This window comes from Actinomycetota bacterium (assembly GCA_012837825.1).
In the GTDB taxonomy this organism is placed as follows: domain Bacteria; phylum Actinomycetota; class Humimicrobiia; order Humimicrobiales; family Humimicrobiaceae; genus Humimicrobium.
The window spans coordinates 1-16,165 of sequence record DUQM01000083.1; the positions used below are offsets into that span (position 1 = coordinate 1).

The 16,165-nt window shown below is 38.0% G+C and carries 13 protein-coding genes; 2 read left to right on the forward strand and 11 right to left on the reverse strand.

The window, feature by feature from the left end:
• Window positions 1-30 precede the first annotated feature (30 nt).
• Window positions 31-1,857: an FAD-dependent oxidoreductase gene (locus GXZ93_06510; protein ID HHT79422.1), complete on the reverse strand. Its 1,827-nt coding sequence runs from the start codon at window positions 1,855-1,857 to the stop codon at window positions 31-33.
• Between the two features lie 333 nt (window positions 1,858-2,190).
• On the opposite strand from GXZ93_06510, the gene GXZ93_06515 reads away from it, so the two are divergent.
• Together GXZ93_06515 and GXZ93_06520 are read left to right on the forward strand one after the other, a co-directional pair.
• Window positions 2,191-3,087, forward strand: coding sequence for a sulfite exporter TauE/SafE family protein (locus GXZ93_06515; protein ID HHT79423.1), 897 nt, complete (start codon window positions 2,191-2,193; stop codon window positions 3,085-3,087).
• A gap of 30 nt (window positions 3,088-3,117) precedes the next feature.
• Window positions 3,118-3,414: a hypothetical protein gene (locus tag GXZ93_06520; GenBank protein HHT79424.1), complete on the forward strand. Its 297-nt coding sequence runs from the start codon at window positions 3,118-3,120 to the stop codon at window positions 3,412-3,414.
• 9 nt (window positions 3,415-3,423) lie between these two features.
• On the opposite strand, the gene xylB is transcribed toward GXZ93_06520, so the two are convergent.
• The 10 genes from xylB to GXZ93_06570 all read right to left on the reverse strand — a co-directional run bounded on the left by xylB (window position 3,424) and on the right by GXZ93_06570 (window position 15,774).
• Complete coding sequence (gene xylB, locus GXZ93_06525) at window positions 3,424-4,965, reverse strand: xylulokinase (protein ID HHT79425.1); 1,542 nt, start codon at window positions 4,963-4,965, stop codon at window positions 3,424-3,426.
• Window positions 4,966-5,027: 62 nt separating this feature from the next.
• Window positions 5,028-6,506 carry a hypothetical protein gene (locus tag GXZ93_06530; protein ID HHT79426.1) on the reverse strand — a complete coding sequence of 493 codons (1,479 nt, stop codon included), beginning with the start codon at window positions 6,504-6,506 and terminating at the stop codon, window positions 5,028-5,030.
• A gap of 474 nt (window positions 6,507-6,980) precedes the next feature.
• The gene (locus tag GXZ93_06535) at window positions 6,981-8,099 is read right to left on the reverse strand and encodes a Gfo/Idh/MocA family oxidoreductase (GenBank protein ID HHT79427.1); all 1,119 of its coding nucleotides are present in this window, start codon (window positions 8,097-8,099) and stop codon (window positions 6,981-6,983) included.
• A 55-nt stretch (window positions 8,100-8,154) separates the two neighbouring features.
• Window positions 8,155-9,267, reverse strand: coding sequence for a xylose isomerase (locus GXZ93_06540; protein ID HHT79428.1), 1,113 nt, complete (start codon window positions 9,265-9,267; stop codon window positions 8,155-8,157).
• Window positions 9,268-9,326: 59 nt separating this feature from the next.
• The gene (locus GXZ93_06545) at window positions 9,327-10,415 is read right to left on the reverse strand and encodes an alcohol dehydrogenase catalytic domain-containing protein (GenBank protein ID HHT79429.1); all 1,089 of its coding nucleotides are present in this window, start codon (window positions 10,413-10,415) and stop codon (window positions 9,327-9,329) included.
• 16 nt (window positions 10,416-10,431) lie between these two features.
• Entirely contained in the window at window positions 10,432-11,319 is an 888-nt protein-coding gene (locus GXZ93_06550; GenBank protein HHT79430.1) for a sugar phosphate isomerase/epimerase, read from the reverse strand.
• A 117-nt stretch (window positions 11,320-11,436) separates the two neighbouring features.
• Window positions 11,437-12,633, reverse strand: a complete 1,197-nt coding sequence (locus GXZ93_06555; protein HHT79431.1) for a hypothetical protein — start codon at window positions 12,631-12,633, stop codon at window positions 11,437-11,439.
• Window positions 12,634-12,699: 66 nt separating this feature from the next.
• The gene (locus GXZ93_06560; GenBank protein ID HHT79432.1) at window positions 12,700-13,551 is read right to left on the reverse strand and encodes a sugar phosphate isomerase/epimerase; all 852 of its coding nucleotides are present in this window, start codon (window positions 13,549-13,551) and stop codon (window positions 12,700-12,702) included.
• A 90-nt stretch (window positions 13,552-13,641) separates the two neighbouring features.
• Complete coding sequence (locus GXZ93_06565; protein ID HHT79433.1) at window positions 13,642-14,847, reverse strand: Gfo/Idh/MocA family oxidoreductase; 1,206 nt, start codon at window positions 14,845-14,847, stop codon at window positions 13,642-13,644.
• Between the two features lie 78 nt (window positions 14,848-14,925).
• Window positions 14,926-15,774, reverse strand: coding sequence for a sugar phosphate isomerase/epimerase (locus GXZ93_06570; protein ID HHT79434.1), 849 nt, complete (start codon window positions 15,772-15,774; stop codon window positions 14,926-14,928).
• Between the last annotated feature and the right edge of the window lie 391 nt (window positions 15,775-16,165).

Consider the following 16,165-nt stretch of genomic DNA (forward strand, 5'->3'; position numbering starts at 1 on the left):
ATAGTAATATTTATTAATAATTATTACTATTTATAAAAATTGCTCTCTTTTCCAGCTAAGGTAGGAGCCATTTAAGCATTTTACATCGGCAAATCCATAATTTTTAAGCATTTTATACGCAACATATGCTCTGTATCCTGTCTTGCAGTAAACGACTGTCTTTCTGGTTTTGTCGAGTTTTTCAAGACTCCCCCTTAATGTGTTTAAAGGCATCAGCACGGCGCCCTCTATATGACCTGCTTTAAATTCGCCAGGATTTCGGACATCTACTATCTGGTAGTCTTTTGCTGGTTTTTTGTCCTCTATTATTGCCTTTAAGTCTTCACAATCAATGAACTCTACTTCCCCGTCAAACAGATTCTCTGCTATCATTCCTATGATATTTATCGAATCCTTTGCTGCGCCGCAGGAAGGATGGTATGCAAGTTCATATTTCGCCAGGGATCTTATATCTGCTTTATTAAAAATAGAAACAGCCATGATATCCGTTTTTTTATCCACGCTTTCTTTCCCTACTGCCTCAAATCCGAGTATCTTTCCGGTTACTTTATCAAAAATAGTAACCATATGAATCATCTCAGCCCCCGGATAATAGCCGGCATGGGAAGGAAAATGTATTTCTATCCTGGCTGTATTTTTATTTATCTTTTTTGACTCTTTAAACGAGAGGCCTGTTTTTCCTATCTGTAAATCAAATATTTTTATAATTGATGTACCGATGCTGCCTTTAAATGAATATTTTTCGGCAGGACCGGAAGGATTTTTAATAATTTTTCCTGCTTGCTTTATATCATCAAATATATTTTTTGCAGCTATTCTTCCCTGCTTGCTTGCAATTGATGCAAGACAGAAAATCTTGTTTTGTTCAGACAGCAGGTCATTTACTTCAACACAATCTCCTGCAGCATAGATGTAATCAAAACCGGTTTTTAGATTTTCATCAACAATAATGCCTCCTCTTTCTCCCGTCTTTATACCGCAATTTCCTGCAAGCCTGTTTTCAGGTCTGACGCCTATCCCCATAAAAACAAGGTCGGGTTTGATTGTTAATCCTTCTGAAGTATGTATTGATATAATCCTTTGCCGGGAATCTGCGGAGTAAGAAACAATATCACAGTTTTTTAGAATTGTGATTCCTTTTCTATTTAGATAATCTTCGGCATAATCAGTTACTTCCGTATCGAAATTCGGTAATATCTGTGAAGTTTTTTCAATGATTACAGTATCAAGTTTTTTATTTGAGAATGCTTCAAGCAATTCAAGCCCAATAAAGCCTGCACCAATTACAAGCGCATTTGCAGTTATTTCTTTTTTATCAGAAACATTGCCGACAGCCTCCTTGCTGCCATGTGAATTAATTCCGGTTTTTTTGCTTTCCTCTTCATTATCTGAAGAGTTTTCCTTAATAAGCAAATCAATAAAATCCCTTAAAATCACGGCGTCTTCTATGGTTTTTAAATAACAGATATTTTTTTCATTCTTAAAAAAAGGAAGTCCTGAGGGATTGGTTCCTGTGGTTATCAGCAGATAATCGAAATAATCATCAAATTCATCACCGCTTGTCATGTCTCTTATTTTTAAAAATTTTTCTTCCGGGTTTATCTCTGTTACCTCATGCATTATTTTTATATTCAGATCAAATCTTTTACTGAAAGAATCTACAGAGTTTACAAGCAAATCTTCCATGCTGCTTATTCTGCCTGATACAAAATAAGGCAGACCGCATGAAGCATATGAGATATACCGGTCTTTTTCATATATGGTTATTTCAATATCTTCACTGAGTCTTCTTAACTTGGCTGCAGCAGAAGTGCCGGCAGCTACCGCTCCGATAATAATTACTTTTTTCTTTGTCATAATCTGCTTCTCCATAAATAAAAATAATAAATATAATCAAATTTCTGTTAATAAAACCATGGGTTTTCTAATTTTCCAATTAGCTATAAAATCAGTTTTTAGCACCGGCTATTTAAAAAAATAAAGCAGCAAAAAAATTCTGAAAATATACCCTGAAATAATATTTTTTGCTTTAAATAATGTTTTGCCAGGCTGTAAAACCTTAATTAATTTTAGCATAAAATATTAGCGGTAACTAACAGGCCTGTTTGCAAAAATATTTAAAAAAATCTAATATTTTAATAAAAATATGACTGAGCTTTACTGACTGACAGGCTTGATGGATTTGACTAAATGACAATATACTTATATTTAATATTAATAGGTCTTGGCGCAGGTTTTCTGGGATCCATTATCGGCATAGGCGGAGGAATAATAATAGTTCCGATTCTTTCACTATTATTAAAAATACCTATTCAAAACGCGATTGGAACAAGCCTTGTTGCTGTTATGGCAACTTCGATATCTGCTTCCAGACTTTTCTTTAAAAAAGATCTTACCAATTTAAAAATAGGTCTTTTTCTGGAGATTTTTACGACTGCAGGAGCAGTTACGGGAAGCATTCTTATATCTTTCATAAAAAGTAATATGCTTTTTGGATTGTTTGGCCTCCTGACTCTTGTAAGCGCTTATTTTTCTTACAGAAAAAATATTTCCCTGCAGAAAAATACTTTGCAGAAAAATGGCATTAAAGACAAAATGCCGGTGCAGCAGCAGAAATTAAATTATTACGGTAAAGATGCTCAAAAAGATGCAGGGGAAGAAAGCTATGAATATTATGACACAGCCCTAAAACAAAATATCAGATACAAAGTCAGAAATTATCCAGTTGGATCTTTGACATCATTTGTTGCGGGAATAATGAGCGGACTTCTGGGCATCGGAGGCGGATTTATAAAAGTGCCTACCATGAATCTGCTTATGGATATCCCTATGAAAGTAGCAACAGCAACAAGTAATTTCATGATAGGGATTACCGCAGTCTCGTCATCCGTAATTTATATGATGAAAGGATTTATAGTACCTGATATTACTGCCGCGGTAGTAATAGGCGTGCTTATAGGCGGAACCGCCGGCTCATTTACGGCTTACCGGATGAAAAACAAATATATTGTAATTATTCTGATAGTAATACTTATAATTTTTGGCATAAACATGATTCTGAAATCATTCGGATTAAATCTTTTTTAGTAATTTTTTAATAGGATTTTTTTAAAAATCATGGCAGATAATGACAACGGTAAAATAAAAGAGTCAAGGCTCGGTAATTATCTCAGCTTTGATTATACAATCGGTCTTTTAATAGCAGTAATCCTGATAATTACGGGACTGTTTACCCGGAATAATTTTTTCTACAGGCTGAGCATAATCTTTATGATAATAACTCCGTCTGCAGGTCTTCTCATATGTCTGATTTATTATATAGCCAAAAGAAAACTTAAAAATATTCTTATTACTATTGCTGTTCTGCTGATTATTGTTGCCAGCGCTCTTATAGGATTATTTAATTTTGGTTAAGTCTCTTATTCAGCTGTTAAACTGAAGATCGTACAGTTTTTTAAAATCTCCCTTAAGGCTTTTGTAAATGGATTTGTAAATTTCATAAGTCTTACCATATACTGAACTTTTTCCTTTATCCGGCAGGAGCTCGGAAGATTTCTTTACAGCTTTTTCTACCGCCTGTTCAACTGAATTATAAAGTCCGCACCCCACTCCTGCAAGAAGAGCTGCCCCGAATGCCGGCCCTTCTTCATTTTTCAGAGTAACTATCTGAGTCTGAAAGACATCGCAAATTATTTCTTTCCATATTCTGCTTCTTGAACCGCCGCCTATTAAAACTATATGCTCTGAATCAATTCCAAGCCCTTTCATCAGGTTAAGGCAGTCAAGCTGGCTGAAAGCAACGCCTTCCATTATGGAACGGACAAAATGATCCTGGTTGTGGATATATGACATTCCGAAAAAAACACCTCTTGCAAATGCATCAGCATGGGGCGTTCTTTCACCTGAAAGATAAGGCAGAAACAAAAGCCCGTCGGAGCCGGGAGCTACCTGTTCCGCCTGTGCGTCCAGCAATTTATATTTCTTTAAATCAGGCCTCTTGTTTTCGATATCCCTGCTTGGGCCAAAAGTGTCATAATACCATTTCTGGGCGCCGGCAGCAGAAAGAGTAACACCCATAAGATGCCATTTCCCGGGAACAGCATGGCAAAATGAATGCAGTCTTCCTTCCGGATCATAAACCGGTTTGTCGCTGTGCGCGAAAACAACTCCGCTTGTTCCTATTGAATCAGAGATTATGCCCTGTCTTATTATTCCGGATCCTACATTTCCTGCTGCATTATCTCCTCCGCCCCCGACTATTGGAGTGCCCTCAACGAGACCGGTAAGGTTTGCGGTTTTCGCATCAAGTTTTGCGCTTACTTCATATGATTCAAAAATATCTGCAAGAAGACTCTTATTGATTTTAAGACCGTCAAGGATTTCATCAGACCATGTTCTTTCTTTTATATCCATTAGCAGCATTCCGGCCGCATCAGAAACCTCAGTCGCATATGTTCCCGACATCATAAATCTTACATAATCTTTTGGTAACAGGATCTTTTTTGTTTTGTTATAATTTTCAGGTTCATTTTCTCTTAACCACAATATCTTCGGTGATGTAAAACCGGGAAGCGCTTTATTGTATGACAGTTTTATAAAATTATCATATCCAAAAATATCATATATTTCTTTGCACTGGGGCTCAGTTCTCTGGTCGTTCCACAAAAGGGCAGGCCTTATTACTTCGTTTGCATCATCAAGAAAAACAGAGCCGTGCATCTGTCCGGAAAGACCTATTGATTTTATGTCGCTCCCTTTTATATTTTTTTTCTGCAATGCTTCTTTTATGGTTGAGATAGTTGCTTCATACCAGTCCGCAGGATTCTGTTCAGCCCAGCCCGGTTTGGGAGTATAAAGCGGATACTCTTTTATTGCAGAACTTATGATATTTCCGTTTTCATCAATAACAAGGCTTCTGGTTCCAGAAGTACCTATATCAATACCCAGTAAATAGTTGTTAGTCATTATTCCTCCCAAAAATAATTTTATATCTCAGAATCATATAGAGTTTTTATCTGAAAGGTCTTTTAGAACAATTTTGAAACCAGGCTGTAGATTTCTTTGTATTTTTCAAATTTCTCAATATATTTTTGTCTGATATTCTCGTCCGGAAGAAATTCATCTTTTATTTTTACAAACTGCGAAATAGCTTCAGATAATGTAAATTTTTGCGTTCCAAGTCCTGCAAGCATCATTGATGCAAGACATCCCGCTTCTGTTATATCCATTCTGAGTATTCTTTTATTTGCAATTGAAGCCTTTAATTGCAGCTCAAAATCGGATTTTGATCCTCCTCCCACAGCTCTGAGCTCAACTATTTCAACACCGCTCTTATTAATAAGCTCCATATTAAAACATATCTCAAATACAAGTCCTTCTACAAGCCCTTTGAATATTTCAGTTTTATCCGTATCAAGATCCAGCCCAATTATCGAACCCTTGGAGACCGGATCAAGATAAGGGGTTCCGGAAGCTGAAAAATATGGAAGTGTATAAAGACTGGAAGGCTCAAAATCAAGCTTTGAAGAGATTTCCCTGATTGCCTGATTATCTCCTGCTGCAAGATTATCCCTGAACCACTTAACCACGCTTCCGCTTGACAAATTATATGCAAGAGAAACGTATTTCCCATCAACAGCATGCGCCTGGCAGCCAAAATTATTTTTCAGCATTGCCTGATTTTTTATTGCATCTTCCATGCAGATAGTCACGCACTCGACAGTCCCCATTCCATCAGCTGCAATGCCGCCTTTGACAGCACCAACTCCAAGCGCAGCACAGGGTTGGTCATGCGCTCCCGTTACTACAGATACCTTATTTTGAAATCCGAGCTGCTCAGCTATCTTGCTGTCAATATGTCCTATTTCAACCGCTGAAGGAGAAGGAACAGAAAAGAGTTCGGCATCTATTCCAAAAGAATCCAGAATATCTGTTCTCCAGAATTTTCCTTTTACATCAAAAAAAAGTGTCCTTGATGCAAGAGCATGATTTATGCGTGTTTTCTCAATTCCAAGCTTGTGAAAAAACAAATCCTCGGTAAAAAGAAATTTTTTTGTTTTTTTGTATATTTCAGGAAGATTCTTCTTTACCCACATGAGCTTATTTAAAGGACATATATAGCCCGGCGGGAATCCGGTTATTTCAAAAAGCTCTGCTGCAGAATATTTCTGTAAAATAAGATCTACTTCATTGGAACTTCTGGCATCTGTGGAGTAAATAGTGTTATATAAAATATTTCCCCCGGAATCCACAGGAGTAAAACTTTCACCCACAGTTGAGATAGCCAAAGCGGTAACAGGATCTTTTTTAACAGCAGGATCATTATTTACTTTTTTAATCACATCAAAAACTTTTGACCACTGATCACCGGTATCAAACTCGACCCATCCGGGATTTGGGAAGACCAGGTTGTATTCCCTGTAATCGCTTGCAAGTATTTTACCTTCTTCATTAAAAGCGATGGCCTTTGTTCCTGTTGTTCCTATATCAATTCCCATTAAACTCATAGCTACCTACCTTTAGAATACTGTTTGTAATTATTACCCATATCATAAAATCATACCTTAGTTCTCTGATTTCACCAATATATTTATGTTTATTAAAATTAATTTTTAATATTCTTTACTATGTATTTTTTTAAAAAATCCTGTACTGGCTGCTTTGTCAGATAATTATGGTTCAGCATATATTATCTTGTAAAAACCTCACACGAAACAGTAGTTGTTTTCTGCACGCCAGCCAGTCATTTATTTTATTTTCATCAGATCCGCAGGCATCAAATTCAGGGCCACCAATACATTTTGAGGCCTCATATCAGTCTTGTTTTTATAACTTCAGATATTTTTCAAAAAACCTCCACAAACATAAAGGTACCTGCTTTTTTTATCCGCAGGGATTACTGCGTTTCCCTGGCAGGATATCGCAAGTACCTTTACTCTGTCTTTGTAAAGTCTTTAAGACTTGAAACAGTTCTAAAGTAATTAAAGATTCCAGTAATCAGGAAGATAGATTTTTTCTCCTCCCGCCATCGCAGAAAGATGTCCGCATAATCCTGCGCTTGTCCAGTTTGCTGCTTTTTCTGCATCTATCGCTGAATCACGGCCCTCTACTATAGACATTACAAACTCATGAACCATATGAGGGTGGGAACCGCCATGCCCTGAACCCTGTATGAATGAAAGATGGGATTTTTCTTCTTCATCCATTACTTCCATTGAACGTGTGAATCTTGCTATTTCTTTCGGAAGCATATCGCCTGTATCAGGTATTTTGACTCTTTCTGCATCTTCCTTGCCGAGGAATAGCATAGGGTCTTCTCCGTCAAGCCTGTTCCATTCGAATGCAAGTTTGTTCCCGTATGCATCAAAGCTTTCAATATATTGTCTTACCGTATCATAAAGAGATCTTGTTACTTCTCCGCTAAGATCACAATCCTTGAATTTCATAAGCATTGATTCAACAGCATAAGGGCTGTTCCATCTTTCAATATAATTTTCCCTTATTCTTCCTGACCCCAGCGCAAACACCCATTCAACAGGTTTATCAGCAAGAATAGCCAGGGGACTTACCGCATGAGTAGCATAATTAAGAGGAGGCCATCCCGGCCACGGCGCTCCCCATTCTTCCATGTCCTGCATGTGTGAACCTCGCAAAAACTGTATTTTGCCAAGCTTGCCTTCATCTTTTAATTTTTTAACGTATAGAAACTCCCGGGTATATGCTGCAGTTTCCATCATCATATAAACTGTGCCTGTTTTTCTTCTCATTTTGACAATTTCTTTACAGTCTTCAATATCAATAGCCATTGGAACAGTACATGCAACATGCTTTTCCGCTTTCAGGCAGTCAAGAACAATAGGAGCATGCGTATCAGCAGGAGTAACAATATGTATTGCATCGATTTCCTTTATCCTGCATAAATCCCTGTAATCATTAAAAAGCCTGTTAACACCATATTTTTCCCCGGCAGCTTTCAGCTTGCTTTCATCTCTCTGACATATTGCATAAAGCTCTGCATGCGGATGATTCTGATAAATAGGTATGAAGTCAGCGCCAAATCCCAAACCTACTATCGCCACTTTAACTCTCTGGCTAGGCATAACTTGCTCCTTTTAACTTGTGTTAATATTAAAATATGAATCTGCTACTTCCTGATTATTTCATAGCATCAACAAGTATCATTTCAATGCTTCCCCTGTTATTTTCGGGGTCAAAATAAGCATCTATGATTTTTTCATTGGGAAGAGAATCAATTCTTTCATTCATTATTTTAAGCGCTTTTGAATTGATTTCGATTGCTTTTTCGACAGGCATTCTCTCAGGATTGATGTCAAAGCCATAATACTCATTATAAGCTGCCATTTTCAGGACAAAAAGCATAGCTTCGGCCTGCTGCCATTCAACAACTCCCAGATTAAGGTCCTGGTCATAGTTGCCCATTGGCTGACTGTTCCAGTGTGTATTGAACAATCGACCTTCCCTCAGGCATCTGGCAATTGCATAAGGCGTATCTTCCCCGCCCATTCTTATGTGGCCGATTTCAGGCTGCATGCCCATAAGAGGGATGCCTTTGGAAAGAAGTTCTTTGTTTATCGGATTTGTAAGTCTTTCTTCAATGTCTTTGCATGCTATAAGGCCGTCGGCAGTAGTTCTGTAAATATTATTAGGTGCAGGTTCATATGGTTTCGGCTCAATAGCAACTATTACGCCCGGCACTTCATCCATCGCTTCAGCGACAGCAGCTTCAAACCTGTCCCACATATCATAATAATTGGTCCCAAGAGAATATGTATATCCATCTATTCCCGGCCATATCCCTGAATGATGCAGGTTTTTCTCTTTTGCAAATTTCAGACACCCTACAAGAGTATCCATAGCTTTCTTTCTGTAGCTATCTATAGGATTTGAAAGAGAACCGAATTCATATTCTTTGGGATAAAATATTGCAGGATAGCAGGCCTGGAGAACTATTCCTGTCTCTTTTTCAAGCTGTTCATACAGATAGTAATTTTCTTCATTTACTTCGTTCGGGTAATGAGCCTCTATTGCCTTTATCCCAAACTTTGCCATATCCGCTGCCATTTCTATTCTTTCTGCAATAGTTTTTGGCGGAACATATGCTTCATGAAATCTGCCGCCTCCGGGCGCAAAATACCAGATTCCCACGGACATTTTTAAATCCAGGCTGAAACTATTCAAATGTTTCAGAAGCGCATCCCTGTCAAGTCTTTTTTTCTGATAGCTTGTATCAATTATCTGATTTACCATAATTCTCCCATAACCTTTCAATTAATTAAAAATATTTAAATAAAAAGCTGTCAATTTATTTATTTTGAAACCTCTATCTGGATTTTTATCTGCTGTCCGGGATCAGTTCTGAGCAGTCTTATTGCTTCTTCGGTTTTTTCAAGAGGATATGTTCCTGTAACAAGCGAATCAAACTTCACAAGCTCATTTTCAATTGATCTTATTGTCTGGGCCCAGGAAAGCGGCGCAAGCCATGCAGAACGTATTTCTTTATCCATTGTGTGGAAGCTTAAAGCAGGAATTTTAAACACATCATCTTCATTTGGAAGTCCGTAATGAACTATAATGCCGCAATTGCCGGATATCGATACTGCCTGCTCAAAAGCCGCATTGGAGCTGGTCGGAACGATTGCCCTGTCTGCCAGTCTGCCGGCATTGACATCTCTTATTGATTTTTCGAGATTATCCGTATAGTATCTGGAATTTTTTTCCGATATATTGAAAATAAAGTCCGCCCCTACTTTTTTACCCTGCTCAAGTCTCCAGTCATCATTTTTCGCACCGATAAGAACTATCCTTCCGGCACCCATTCTCTTTGCAAGCTGGGTCATCATCATGCCCATTGAGCCAGGGCCAAAAACTGCAACAAAATCGCCGGGCTGAATATTTAATTTTCTCAGTCCGTTAAAAGCGCATGCAAGAGGTTCGGTAAACGCACCTGCTGCATAGCTTACAGCTTCCGGAAGCTTGAACAATCCGGTATATCTTGAAACGCAATACTCAGCAAATGCACCGTCAGTAGAAACTCCGGGAACATTTGAATTTTCGCATAAATGCGTTTCACCTTTTGCGCAGGGGATGCAGGCATTGCAATTCTGGACCGGATTTACAACAACCCTGTCGCCGGGTGCGAAAAGACCCAGCATTTCCGGCACTTTCCCAACTTCTACTACTTCTCCCGTAAACTCATGCCCGAGAACTATCGGGCCTTTGCCGCTTGCGGTACCTACAGGAGAAAGTCCGTAATAATAAGAGATATCCGAACCGCATATACCGCAATTCTTAACTTTTACAAGCACATCTATATCCGTTACTTCCGGTATAGGAATCTCTTCCATTTTCATTTTTTCGGCTTCATAAAAAACCTGAGCCTTCATAGTACCTTTCAATTTTCCCTCCTTAAATTTATTTACCATATTTATTAATCAGTTTATCAAGAAATACTTTGCAGTCAGCTGTAACATCCAATGCCTTTGGCCAGAAGCAGAGATCGATTGTCCACCATTCATCTTTATATCCGGCATCAAGTATTGCAGGGATTATTTCATCAAAATCAAGCTTTCCGGTCCCCAGGGGAGCATGAGTGCTTGTATCTCCGTCATGCAGCGTTCCGTCTGAATCTATGAGATGGACATGGCCGATTTTTCCCGTAAGCATATGGGCAAACTGAACAACACCTTTTGGCAAAAGCTCTTTTTCTCCCATCTGTCTTGCTCCAATGACACTTGACATATATGCATGACATGAGTCAAACATAATGGAAAAATTTGGATGGTCTACTTTATAAACCATTCTTACAACTTCACTTGGCTTATTGAACAAAAAGCCCGGCTCAAATTCCCACACAAGCTTTACTCCGTCTTTTGCGCAGATATCTGCAGCTTTGTTCCATACTGATGCAACTTTTTTAAAACAAGTTTCGTAATCCATCCCTGCGGGAATTTCTGTAGGAGGACTGACAGTATCGACTCTTAGCTTGGGTATCTGCATATCAACACATAGTTCAAGATTGCCTTTTACTGCTTTTAAATATTCCTCTTCAGTTGAAGTTGCCGGTGAAGGGAATGGAGCGGCAACGCCGGAAACACCAAGATTGTATTTCTTTAAAAGATTTTTTATCCTGGCTCTTTCTTCCTTTGTGTTTTCAGGAAGGTGCGGCGGAAATGCGCCCAGCTCAAAGCCATCAAACCCAAGCTCGGAAATCCTTTTCAATACATCCTCAAGAGGGATAGGAGCTTCGGAATAACCGCCCCATATATATGCCCAGCCGCCTATTGATGTTTTTTTAGCCATTTTATAACTCCTTTTAACCTTATGATTCTTTTTTTTAATTTATTTGTTCCAGGCACACAAATGACCTGAATAAAATCATTAAAATAAATAACTGATTAAAATCAGCCAAAAATAATATTACTTTTTATAAGGCTTAATCATCGGAACATCAGTGTTTATATCAGGCCCGAAGAATTTGATAATGAGAAGGTTTTCCTTCCCTTCATTTTTTACAGTAAGCGGTCTGACAGCCCTGTCATGTGAAACAAGCAGTTCGTCACAATCAAAATTACCTGCTTCAATTTTATGGCCGCCATAAGTTCCCTTGCCTCTCCAAACCAGCACGCTGTATACGCCTTTTTCCTGTGAAGTAAATGACTGACCGGGTTTTACAACCAATCTTTTGCCTGAGAATTTATGGGTATTGTAATAAATCCAGTGCTCTTCTCCTCCGGACTGTCTTGACTCCTCAACAAAAATATTTGGGAGATGGTGATTTTCATAGAAATAAGGGTCTCCGTTTGCTTCCCAGTCAAGCTGTTCAAGAATGACTCTTTCTCCTTTTGACTCCCTGTCTTCTTTCCTTACATCTTTAAATAAAAGATCTTTGGATATGATTTCACCGGCATTTAAAGCCTGCAGCATTGCAAAGACATCAGAGTCTTCCTGCAATTCTATGGTAAGGGCTGTCCCCGGTGCATGCAGAACACCGGACGGCAGAAAGAATCCCTCCCCGGGTACGTTCAGATACGCTCTTGAATGACTTAGGATCAGATCATCCTTCCAGTCAACAAGATAAGGCAGAAGTATGTCAAATTTCTTTTCATCCACTATGTATGGATGGACGCCAAAAAAAGTCTCAGGATGTGGACCCGTCTCAACATCTTCAGGAAAATAATAGGCTTCGTCTTTTGAATTTCTGCCGACAAGCCGGGCATCTTTTTCCATCTGATGAATGTGGTATGGTATCCTTGCTCCAAAGTCATATATTTTGCAAAGCCTTCCCAGCCCTGTGTGTGTTTTTGAATACTCTTTACCCATTATCAGATCGGGAGCAGCTTCAACGGCATCTTTGAGAAGAATGTTTTCTCCGGAATCAAGATTAAGATAGCTCAATCCTTCGTCTTCCGGACTTATCCTGTTGTCTGCTTTTGTTACAGAAGCAAGCCATCTTTCACAAATAAAACCCCTCTCACCGACATTATAATCTTTTTCGGCCAGCCCGAGCCTCTTTCCCGGCGGAAGAAAATCCCTTGCGACCCATGCAGGTTTTAAATTCAGGATTCCATCGTTTTTTGAAAGAATTTTATAAATTATTTCTTTTGTTTCCACCACTTATGCCTCCGTTCAAATTATTTGTCCTTTAAAATATTTCTCAAAAAATCAAAATACAGCTTGCTTCTAGCTTAAAAGACCTTTTAAGAATTTTAATCCCTTTAAGGCAAGAGCTTCATTACTCTCCTCAGTCTGCCTCCATATTGATGCTGCCTTTGCTATGATTTTATTATCAGGAGTAAAAGATTCTATAACAACCCATTTGTCATAACTAATTCTTTTTAAAGCATCTGCTATGTTTTTCCAGTGAACCTGACCCGTACCAGGTGCACCCCTGTCGTTTTCGCTTGCATGGAACAGATAAAGAAGATCTCCTGCGTCAAGAACTGCCATTGCAGAATTTTTCTCTTCTATGCTCATATGGAAAGAATCAAGATGGATTTTCAGCATATTGCTCCCCACGTCCTTAATCAGCCTGACTGCATCTTTGCATATATTTATAAAATCCGTTTCAAACCTGTTTAAAGGCTCTATTGCTATAAATACGCCATATTTCTCAGCCCACCGGCAAGCTTTCCCAAGGTTTTCAACAACAGTGTCCCATTGTATTTTTTTCTCATTTTCAGGAACCTGGGATGCTCTTCCTACAGCAGAATAAGCCGGTCCGGCAAAAACCTGGCACTCAAGCTCTGAACAGGCTTCCAGACAGTCCCGGATATAAGAAAGCCCTCCTTCAATTTTTTCTTTTTCAGGTCCTCTTATATCTGTATTTTCTCCAAACAATCCGCAAACAGAAGAACAGACAAGACCATTTTCCTTAAAAGTTTTAAGTGTTTTTTTATAATCAATATCGCCTTTCTGACCGAGAGCTATTTCTATTCCTTCAAAACCAAGTTCTCTGAATTTAGGAGTAAGATTTTTTACATGTTCATCCGTATAAGACCCGGTCCATAATAGAGTATTAATTCCGAATTTCATTTAATTCCCCTGTTTTATTTATTTTTAAATTATGAATCATAAATATTAAATTCCTATTTTTACCAGACAGGAATTTTAAGATTAAAATAATCATTCAAAGATACAAAGCTCTTTTCTGCCTGTCTCTGCTGATTTGATTATTGCATCGCAAATGACAGCATTTCTGTAGCCGTCTTCAAATGTTGCAACATAAGGCTCAAGCGGTGTTCCGAGCATAATTGCATTCACCATATTAAGAGCTGTATGTACAAACGTGTTCTCCCAGCCGATTATGTGACCATGAGGCCACCACTGATCATAATAAGGATGATATGATTCAGTAACATTTATGCAATGAAATCCTCTTGTAGCTTCAGGTTCTTCATCTCTCCAATAAACATGAAGGTTGTTCATGTTTTCAAGATCCCACCAAATGCTTCCTTTCTCACCATTTATTTCAATGGCGTTGAAATTCTTTCTTCCAGGGCAGAATCTTGAAGCTTCGATAGTTCCTATTGCTCCATTTTCAAATTCAACTGCCGCAGCAACTGCATCATCTACATCAACTTTTTCTTTTTTCCCGGATTCATCAGAATATCTTTCTTTTATAAAAGTCCGGGCAACAGCGCTTACAGCCTTAAATTCACCGCATAAAAATCTGCCAAGATCAATTATATGGGAACCAAGATCGCCCAGCGCACCACTGCCGCATTCTGCTTTTCTTAATCTCCATATCATGGGAAACTCGGGATCGATAATCCATTCCTGAAGATATCTTGCTCTGAAATGAAATAATTTCCCAAGCTTTCCGTCTTCAATTAAATTTTTTGCAAGCACCACGGCAGGAACCATTCTGTAATTATAATTACAGATATTTTTTACATTATACTTTTTAACCGCATCCCTCATTGTTTTTGCTTCAGCAGCATTTCTGGCAATAGGTTTTTCAGAAATAACATGCTTTCCGGCCTTTGCTGCTTCAATTGCCGGTTCTGCATGAAGATAATTAGGGGTTCCGTTATCAACAATCTGGATTTTGTCATCATTTATGATTTCCTTCCAGTCGGTAGTATACCCTTCATAACCAAATCTTCTTGATGCTTCTGCAACATCCGACTCAGGAATACCGCAAATTTTTATAAGTTTGGGGATTGCTGCCGGCGGCCAAAAAATATAAGGCATTTGCTTCCAGCCATTTGAATGGGCTTTGCCCATAAAAGCATGGCCTATCATGCCCACACCTATTTCCGGTATACTTTCAACAGCTTTTTTTTCTGATGTCATAGCAACAAAACCAACTTTTTTTTCTTCTGTCATAAGTCACCTCTCTAATATCTTAATTTTATTATTACAAAATTATAAATAAAGAAACAAGCCTGTCGTATTATTTACTTATTAAAAAGAAACACCACAGGATCTTAGGAATTCAACACTTTTATGGAATATCTCATCATCACCAACTATTTCAAGTGTCGAACTCTCAATACCGGCATCTTTTAAAACATCGCAGACACCTTTTATGTCAATAATACCGTCTCCCATAGCTATCGGCGAGAAACCTGCCCCGAATTGTTTTCCTCTCTTTGGAAGCCAGTCTTCACCGAGATCTTTCCAATGTATATGATGAATTTTGTCTTTGAATTTTTTAGCTATTTCAACAGGATCCGAGCCGCCAAGCCAGCTGTTACCTGTATCCAGATTTAATCCAATTGCCGGTGAATTATCAAGAAGATCAAAAACAGCCTGAATGCCTTCGATAGTATCTGTAACAGGACCGTGATTTTCCAGAAGTATTCTGACGCCATAATCAGCAGCCATTCTTACAGGCTCATATAACTTTTCTGCAATTATAAAAATTCTTTGATCAAATGTAAGCTTCCTGCCCCATTCTGTATGCGGCTCATTTTCGGTAGTTATAATATCCTTTACTCCAATTGCTGCCCCAAGCCTGATAGCTTTCATTATTTCATGTGTGCTGTATCTGCTGGGTTTTGTAGGATCAAGCAGGTTGCCATGTGCGCATACTGTTGAAATTTTCATATCATATTTGTCGAAAATCCTTTTAATATCAAAAGGATTTTCATCAAGGCTTACAGTAGGGTCAAAACCTGCTGTACCAAGCATACTCCCGCCGGAGTTGGTATTACTGATATCTGCACAACTGAAGCCCATGTTTTTTGCAATTTTTAATTGTTCCTCAACGCCCTGAAAAGACTTTATCAATAGAAAAACACCTATATTCATTTCTTCTTCCTTTCCTGATTTATTATCAGCAAAAATATTTCGGCATATAAGTCAAATAAATTATCATTGATAAGCAACATTAGTAAGATATGAGTTTTTTATTATTATAGTCCTAAAATTGAAAATTTACAATTTGTTAAGTATAATACATAACAATTAATATAAATAAATTATTCAATTATTAATCAAGTATAATTCTCCGATTGCGAGAGCTTGTAAACAGAATATTTTTGGTTTTAAAAAATTATTAACTGAACCGGACCGGAGCATTTAATTGATTATTGGTTTTTATAATATTGCTTATTCATATAAACCTTTATATTTTAAAAATCTATTGACAAATGTCTAAAATATTATTTTTATTATTTTAAACAATAATTTATATAATCTG

Excerpts from the sequence above, each read along its gene's own strand:
- GXZ93_06510 (HHT79422.1), bottom strand. The coding sequence starts at position 1,857 with ATGACAAAGAAAAAAGTAATTATTATCGGAGCGGTAGCTGCCGGCACT.
- GXZ93_06515 (HHT79423.1), top strand. The coding sequence starts at position 2,191 with ATGACAATATACTTATATTTAATATTAATAGGTCTTGGCGCAGGTTTT.
- GXZ93_06520 (HHT79424.1), top strand. The coding sequence starts at position 3,118 with ATGGCAGATAATGACAACGGTAAAATAAAAGAGTCAAGGCTCGGTAAT.
- xylB (HHT79425.1), bottom strand. The coding sequence starts at position 4,965 with ATGACTAACAACTATTTACTGGGTATTGATATAGGTACTTCTGGAACC.
- GXZ93_06530 (HHT79426.1), bottom strand. The coding sequence starts at position 6,506 with ATGAGTTTAATGGGAATTGATATAGGAACAACAGGAACAAAGGCCATC.
- GXZ93_06535 (HHT79427.1), bottom strand. The coding sequence starts at position 8,099 with ATGCCTAGCCAGAGAGTTAAAGTGGCGATAGTAGGTTTGGGATTTGGC.
- GXZ93_06540 (HHT79428.1), bottom strand. The coding sequence starts at position 9,267 with ATGGTAAATCAGATAATTGATACAAGCTATCAGAAAAAAAGACTTGAC.
- GXZ93_06550 (HHT79430.1), bottom strand. The coding sequence starts at position 11,319 with ATGGCTAAAAAAACATCAATAGGCGGCTGGGCATATATATGGGGCGGT.
- GXZ93_06560 (HHT79432.1), bottom strand. The coding sequence starts at position 13,551 with ATGAAATTCGGAATTAATACTCTATTATGGACCGGGTCTTATACGGAT.
- GXZ93_06565 (HHT79433.1), bottom strand. The coding sequence starts at position 14,847 with ATGACAGAAGAAAAAAAAGTTGGTTTTGTTGCTATGACATCAGAAAAA.
- GXZ93_06570 (HHT79434.1), bottom strand. The coding sequence starts at position 15,774 with ATGAATATAGGTGTTTTTCTATTGATAAAGTCTTTTCAGGGCGTTGAG.